Source organism: Streptomyces sp. NPDC045470 (assembly GCF_040646595.1).
Taxonomy (GTDB): domain Bacteria; phylum Actinomycetota; class Actinomycetes; order Streptomycetales; family Streptomycetaceae; genus Streptomyces.
Genome location: NZ_JBEZAN010000014.1, coordinates 233,136 through 240,267, shown reverse-complemented (window position 1 = coordinate 240,267; position 7,132 = coordinate 233,136). Strand labels below are relative to the sequence as shown.

The window sequence follows — 7,132 nt, the reverse complement described above, 5'->3', positions numbered from 1 at the left end:
CGGTGCGTTTCGGCCTTTCGGCTTCTTCGCGGTTCCAACCTTACCAGATCCGTTCGGCGTTTCCGCTTTCCGTTTCCGGCCCCTGCTGGAGCGGGTTTTGTTCGCGCCTTCCGGCGTGTTCACCACTTTAGCGGTTTTCCCCGGCGACTCATAATCGAGTCGCTGTTGTTCCGAATTTCGGCAGGCCGAAATTCATCCCGTTGAGGAGCCGTGCAGTGGTGATGGTGCTTGCCGGTGTGGCGTGAAGGCTGTCTCGGCGCCTGACGGCTCCGTGGCAACTCGGAGAACACTACACGACGGGCCGAAGGCCCCGAAGGCACCCCCCTCTCCTGCTGCGCTGCATTCGCGGGCACGTGCCGTGCGGGGTAGTAGGTGACAGAAGGTACGGGCCTGAGTGGCCTGCGGGACCGAACGGCTAGCGGGAGGCGCGGCGTGGAACGGTGTCTGGTGACCGGGGCGAGCGGGTACGTCGGCGGGCGGCTGGTGCCGGAGCTGCTGGCCGCGGGGTACCCGGTGCGGTGTCTGGCGCGCACGCCGGGGAAACTGCGGGATCACCCCTGGTCGGGGCAGGTGGAGACGGTACGGGGCGACGTCACGGACGCGGAGTCGCTCACGGCGGCGCTGGAGGGCGTCGGGGTCGCCTATTACCTGGTGCACGCGCTGGGCTCGGGGAAGGACTTCGAGGACACCGACCGCCGGGCGGCCCGTACGTTCGCGGAGTGCGCGCGGAAGGCCGGCGTGCGGCGGATCGTCTATCTGGGCGGTCCGGTGCCGAAGGGCGTCGACCGGCGAAGACTCTCCCCGCACCTGCGGTCGCGGGACGAGGTGGGGCGCATCCTGCTGGAGTCCGGGGTGCCGACCGTGGTGCTGCGGGCGGCCGTGATCATGGGGTCGGGCTCGGCGTCCTTCGAGATGCTGCGGTACCTGACCGAGCGGCTGCCGGTCATGGTGACGCCGAGCTGGGTGCGTACCCGTATCCAGCCGCTGGCGGTACGGGACGTGCTGCACTACCTGGTGGGCTGCGCCGCGCTGCCGGAGTCGGTGAACCGGGGGTTCGACGTCGGCGGACCCGACGTACTGACCTACCGGCAGATGATGCAGCGCTATGCGCGGGTCGCGGCGCTCCCCCGTCGTCTGATCGTGCCGGTACCGGTGCTGACGCCGGGGCTCTCCAGTCACTGGGTGGGGCTGGTGACGCCCGTACCGGCGGGTATCGCGCGTCCGCTGGCAGAGTCGCTGCGCCACGAGGCCGTGGCCGAGGAGCACGACATCGCGCGGTACGTGCCGGACCCGCCCGGCGGGCTGACCGGCTTCGACCGCGCGGTGGAGCTGGCGCTGCGGCGGGTGCGGGAGGCACGGGTCGCCACCCGCTGGTCGTCGGCCTCGGTGCCCGGGGCCCCCAGCGACCCGTTGCCGACCGACCCGGACTGGGCGGGCGGCAGTCTCTACACCGATCGCAGGGCGCGCCGGGTGGACGCCTCGCCCGAGGCGCTGTGGGACGTCATCGAGGGCATCGGCGGGGAGAACGGCTGGTACTCCTTCCCGCTGGCGTGGGCGTTGCGGGGGTGGCTGGACCGGCTGGCGGGCGGCGTCGGGCTGCGCCGGGGGCGGCGGGACGCGCAGCGGCTGCGGGCCGGTGACTCGCTGGACTTCTGGCGGGTCGAGGAGATCGAGCGGGGGCGGCTGCTGCGGCTGCGAGCCGAGATGCGGCTGCCCGGGCTGGCGTGGCTGGAACTGCGGGTCGGGCGGGACCGGGCGGGCCGTACGGTCTATCTCCAGCGGGCGGTGTTCCATCCGCACGGGCTGGCGGGCCATGCGTACTGGTGGAGTGTCGCGCCGTTCCACTCGGTGGTGTTCGGCGGGATGGCCCGCAACATCGCCGCGGCGGCACGGGACCGGGACAGGCAGGTGGGCCGGGCGCAGGGGGCGGGTGGGGCGGCGTAGGGGCGTCGACGAGGGGCACTGTGCCGGAACGTCGATGTCGGCGCGGGGCAGCGGGCAGCGGGCAGCGGGCAGCGGGCAGCGGGCGATGGTGGCGCGGTGTGCCGTCCGAAGGCCGCAGGTGCCACCCGACTGCCGTCACCCTCTGTCCTCATCATTCCGACGGACGAGTGAATCGCGGGGCGGGTGGCTTCCCCCGGACGGCCGCAGGGGCGGCGCGGCGTGCGGGCGGCGGTGGCGGGCCCTTGTACGTTCACCGCTCCCGGCAATGAGAGGTGCGCAATGCCCACATCCCGTTCCCTCACCGGCTGGAAGCCGTCCGGCCCGTGGTATCCCGTACTGGTCTGCGGCGTCGTCGGCGGTCTGGCCGTCCCCACCGCCTGGGCTGCGGGTTCCGACGCTCACGACACGAAGTCGCGGCAGTCCGCGGCTCAGCAGGCCGAGTTCCAGCGGGCCTCCGAGCAGGCCGCCTCCTCCGGCCGGCGGGTGGAGGTGCAGTCGCAGCGCACCGACACCGTGCGCGTGTACGCCGACCCGTCCGGCACGTACACCACCGAGCAGAGCCTGCCCAAGGCGCGCGCTCCCAGGGGGCCGGTGGGCCTGTGGACCAGCGTCAACAAGAAGTACCCCGATGCCTCCTACTGGGCGAAGACCGGGGACGTCGCGCGCGTCGGCCATGAGGACGAGACGGGCGGGACCTGGCGCTCGTTCATCACCATGGGCACCAGGGACCTGCAGCGGACCGGGACGATCAAGCGCGCCTCGTTCGTGATCAGGAACACCTACTCCTGGTCGTGCGCCAAGCGGCCCGTCCAGCTCTGGGACACCGGCCGCGCCTACAAGAGCACGACGTGGAACCAGCAGCCGAAGTGGTACAAGCTGCTGGCCACCGTCACCGACGCCAAGGGCCACAGCGCCAAGGAGTGCCCGGCCGGCGTGCTGACGTTCGATGTCACGGACAACGCCAAGGCGGCGAAGTCCAACAAGTGGCCGGACATGACCCTGGGACTGCGGGCCGCGAACGAGAACGACACCCACGCGTGGAAGAAGTTCGCCCCGAGCACGGCCAAGCTGGCCGTCACCTGGTCCAAGGGCTGAGTCTCCCGGCGGCCGTCACCCTCCGTTCATCGCCTTCCGTCGGTCGAGTGAATACGCGGCCGCCGCTCTCACGGTCGGACGCGGTGGGAGCGCGGTGCGCGGACGGTGGGGAAAGGCTGGAAACCGTTCAGCCGTTCCCCGCACAGGAGGCAGACCATGCCCACATCCCGTTCACTCACCGGCCGGAGGCGAGCCCGGTCGTCGTACGCCCTGCTGGCCTGCGGTCTCGTCGGCGGCCTCGCCGCCCCGGCCGCCGTCGCCGCGAGCCCCGGCACGCAGGCCGGGCAGGCCGGCGCGTCCGTCAGCGAGCAGCGCCAGCCCGGACCGGCCGCGCCCAGGGGCCGCGTGGGCCTGTGGACGAGCGTCAACCAGGCGCACCCGAACAGGACCTACCACGGTCAGACGGACGACGTCGCGCGCGTCGGCAAGAGGGACCTCAGGAACAACCGTGAGCTGAACGGCGTGTGGCGCTCGTTCATCACGATGGGCAGCCAGGACCTGCACCGGCCCGGAACGATCCGGAAGGCCGAACTCCGCATCCGGAACGCCACGTCCCAGTCGTGCGCCCCCTACAACGTCGAGGCCTGGGACACCGGCCGGATCTATCCGTCCACGACGTGGAACAAGCAGCCGCGGTGGTACCGGATGCTGGGCTGGGTCTCGCCCCCGCAGCGGCCCTGCCAGAACCGCACCCTGTCCTTCGACGTCACGGCGAGCGCCCGGGCGGCCCAGCAGAACAGGTGGCCGAGCATGACCCTGGGGCTGAAGGCGACGAACGAGCGGAGCTCGGACGCGTACAAGACCTTCACCCCGTCCACCGCCAGGCTGGTCGTGACCTGGGGCTAGCCGCACCGGCACGTCTCCCGGCCGCCCCGGTGACCGCACGGTCCACCGGGGCGGCCGCGCACACTCCGGGCACTGATTTCCCGTCAGCGTCGCCCGCCCGTTTTGATCACCGAGCCCGATCGTCCATACGATCCGGCGATGATCACAAGAAAACGGCTGGCGGGTGGGGTCTGCGGCCTGCTCGCCACCCTGGCCGTGGGGCTGCTGCCCACCTCCGCCGCAGCCGCCGACGAACCGGACACGAAGAAGCCCTCCCCCAAGGTCGAGCTGGTACTCGACGTCAGCGGCTCGATGCGGGCGCGGGACATCGACGGGCAGAGCCGGATGTCGGCGGCGAAGCAGGCGTTCAACGAGGTACTGGACGCGGTGCCGGGCGAGGTCCAGCTCGGCATCCGTACCCTGGGCGCGAACTATCCGGGCCCGGACCGGCAGACCGGGTGCAAGGACACCAAGCAGCTCTACCCGGTCGGGCCGCTCGACCGGACCGAGGCGAAGACCGCGGTGGCGACGCTCGCCCCCACCGGCTGGACGCCGATCGGCCCGGCCCTGCTGGGGGCCGCCGACGACCTCAAGGGCGGTGACGCGACCCGCCGGATCGTGCTGATCACCGACGGCGAGGACACCTGTGCCCCGCTCGACCCGTGCGAGGTGGCGCGGGAGATCGCCGCCAAGGGCATCCATCTGACCGTGGACACGCTGGGGCTGCTGCCGGACGCCAAGACCCGCAAGCAGCTGAGCTGCATCGCGGAGGCGACCGGCGGCACGTACACCTCCGTCCAGCACACCAGTGAACTGCGGGACCGGGTGCACCAGTTGGTGGACCGGGCGGCCGATCCGGTGGTGACGCCGGTGGCGACGCAGGGCGCGGACCAGTGTGCCAAGGCACCGGTGCTCAAGCCGGGCCTGTACACCGACCGGGAGAAGTTCGCCGAGCACCGCTGGTACCGGGTGGACGTACGGCCCGGCCAGGAGCTGCGCGCGTCGGCGAGCATCGGCGCCGACCGTGCCGTCAACAACGACTACGGCATGCTGCTGCGCGCCTCGACGGTGCACGGCCGGGAGATCGTGCGCGGCTCGGAGGCGGGCGACGGGCGTACCGACGTCATCTCGTCCGGGCTGCGCTACCCGAAGGCGCCGCTGAAGAACGCCGACGGCGCCGCGAAGGACGCGCCGGAGACGGTCTGCCTCCGGCTGAGCAACTCCTTCGCTGCGCCGGCCGGGGTCAAGACCGAGCCGGGTCTGCCGGTGGAGCTGGCCATCGATGTCGTGGACGGCCCGTCGGACGCCTCGGACGTGGCGTCCTTCGGTCTGGGCCGCGGCTGGTGGTTCCTGGGCGCGCTGGTGCTGGTCGGCCTGGTGGCCGGTCTGCTGTGGGGCTGGCTGTCGCGCTGGCGTGTCGCCGTCTGGAGGACCAACTGATGCGTACGCGTACGTTCGTGACCGCCGCGCTGCTGGCGGGTGCCGCGCTGTTCGGTACGGCGGGCGGTGCCGTGGCGGACAGCCCGTCGCCGTCCGCGAGCGGCGGTGCCGCGGGGCCGACGGAGGCGGGGACGTCGTTCCGTACCGCGACGCCGGTCCAGCCGGGGCAGCGGGCGACGGCCGGGGCGTCCACCGGTGACTACCTGTACTGGGCGGTGCCGGTGGACGCCGGGCAGCGCGCCACGATGAAGGCGAAGGTGACGCTGCCCAAGGCGGCCCGGCACGGCGCGGCGACCTGGCAGCTCGACGTGTACGACGGGCTGCGGCGCCGTCAGGCGTGCACGTACGGCGCGCAGACCAGGGCGGCGGCCGCGGACGCGGCTTCGGTGGAGCTGTCCTGCACGCTGCGGACGGTCCGTTCCTGGGCCGAGCAGTCGTCCAACGATCCGCTGCCGGGCACGTACTTCGTGCGTCTGACGGTCACGGATCTGCCGCAGGAGGACCTGGGGCTGCCGGTGCACGCGGAGTTCGAGCCGACGGTGGCCGGGACGGGCGGCGCGTACGCGGTGGACGGCAAGCTGGCCGCCCCGCTCGTGCCGGGGGCCGCCGCCGCTGGTCCGAAGGACGGGGAGAGTGCTTCCCCGGAGCCGTCGGCGTCGGCTTCGGCGGCGGGCAAGCGGTCCGTCGCCGCGTCCGAGCCGGACGGCGGCTGGTCCTCGGGCCGGTGGTCCGACCGGTGGGTGTGGACGGCGGTGGGCGGTCTGCTGGCGGCGCTCGCCGGGATCGGCGGGTACGCGATGACGCGCGGCAGCGGCCGCCCGTCGCGGGTGCCGCCGGGCGTCTGACGGCACCACGCGGCACACACGGCATACGGAGCGGGGCGGTGCGCGGAGTGTTCCGCGTACCGCCCCGCTGCCGTACGGACGGAAGCTCAGCCGGTGACGCCGAGCAGCACCGCCCACTTCTCCAGGGCGGGCTCCTCCGACAGGTCGGCGACGGCGGCCTCGATGCCGTGGTCGCGGTTCCAGCGGCCGGCCAGGGCCATCAGGCGGACCGAGTCGAGGCCGTAGTCGACGAGGTTCTCGTCGTCGGGGATGTCGGCGGGGTCCTCGCCGAGGACGTCGGCGACGTCCTTGCGCAGTTGCTCCAGCGTCAGTGCCATGGGGGTCACTTCCCTTCGAAGACGGTGGCGGTGGTGGTGACCACGGCGCACTTGGCGGCCGCCCAGCGCAGCGCCATGGCGTGGTCGTCCGCGGAGAAGTCGGCCACCGCGTCGGCGACGAGGAACGCCTGGAGGTCGCGCATCCACGCGTCGCAGGCGGTCATCAGGACGCCGATGTGGGCGTAGACACCGGTGATGACGAGCTGGTCGCGGCCGAGGTCGCGCAGCCGCTCTTCGAGGTCGGTGCGGACGAAGCCGCTGTACTTCCACTTGGTCAGCACGGTGTCGCCGGGGCCGGGGGCGACCGCGTCGGCGATGGCCGCCGCGTGCTCGTCGGCGGGCAGGCCGGGGCCCCAGAAGTCCTGCTGGAGGCCGCGTTCCTCGGGCGTCTGGCCGCCGGGCTGGGCGGTGTAGAGGACCGGGATGCCGAGGCGGGCTGCCTCCTCCTTCAGCGCCGCCACGTTGCGCAGCAGGTCGGTGGCGGGGGACGCCTGGGTGTCGAAGGCCGACAGGAAGTAGTTCTGCAGGTCGTGGACGAGCAGGACGGCGCGCGACGGGTCGGCCTTCCAGTCCACGCGGTTCGCGGGCAGGTCGCCGGCGGACGGCATGGGGTAGGGGGCGATGGCGGGCAGGGCCATGGTGCGGTGCGGTCCCTTCAGGACGGGT

Annotated in this window: 7 protein-coding genes; 5 read left to right on the top strand and 2 right to left on the bottom strand. The window is 72.6% G+C overall.

Annotation, left to right across the window (positions count from 1 at the left end; all coding sequences use genetic code 11):
* Positions 1-432 precede the first annotated feature (432 nt).
* The 5 genes from AB0A97_RS30855 to AB0A97_RS30835 all read left to right on the top strand — a co-directional run bounded on the left by AB0A97_RS30855 (position 433) and on the right by AB0A97_RS30835 (position 6,149).
* Complete coding sequence (locus AB0A97_RS30855) at positions 433-1,944, top strand: SDR family oxidoreductase (RefSeq protein WP_361155876.1); 1,512 nt, start codon at positions 433-435, stop codon at positions 1,942-1,944.
* 279 nt (positions 1,945-2,223) lie between these two features.
* Positions 2,224-3,039, top strand: a complete 816-nt coding sequence (locus AB0A97_RS30850) for a DNRLRE domain-containing protein (protein ID WP_361155874.1) — start codon at positions 2,224-2,226, stop codon at positions 3,037-3,039.
* 156 nt (positions 3,040-3,195) lie between these two features.
* Positions 3,196-3,885, top strand: coding sequence for a DNRLRE domain-containing protein (locus AB0A97_RS30845; protein WP_361155872.1), 690 nt, complete (start codon positions 3,196-3,198; stop codon positions 3,883-3,885).
* A 138-nt stretch (positions 3,886-4,023) separates the two neighbouring features.
* Positions 4,024-5,304, top strand: coding sequence for a VWA domain-containing protein (locus AB0A97_RS30840; protein ID WP_361155869.1), 1,281 nt, complete (start codon positions 4,024-4,026; stop codon positions 5,302-5,304).
* On the top strand, positions 5,304-6,149 hold the full coding sequence (locus AB0A97_RS30835) for a hypothetical protein (RefSeq protein ID WP_361155867.1): 846 nt from the start codon (positions 5,304-5,306) through the stop codon (positions 6,147-6,149). Before AB0A97_RS30840 ends, AB0A97_RS30835 begins: the two co-directional genes overlap by 1 nt.
* Positions 6,150-6,235: 86 nt before the next feature.
* On the opposite strand, the gene AB0A97_RS30830 is transcribed toward AB0A97_RS30835, so the two are convergent.
* Positions 6,236-6,466, bottom strand: a complete 231-nt coding sequence (locus AB0A97_RS30830; RefSeq protein WP_361155865.1) for a phosphopantetheine-binding protein — start codon at positions 6,464-6,466, stop codon at positions 6,236-6,238.
* 5 nt (positions 6,467-6,471) lie between these two features.
* On the bottom strand, positions 6,472-7,104 hold the full coding sequence (locus AB0A97_RS30825) for an isochorismatase family protein (protein WP_361155862.1): 633 nt from the start codon (positions 7,102-7,104) through the stop codon (positions 6,472-6,474).
* Between the last annotated feature and the right edge of the window lie 28 nt (positions 7,105-7,132).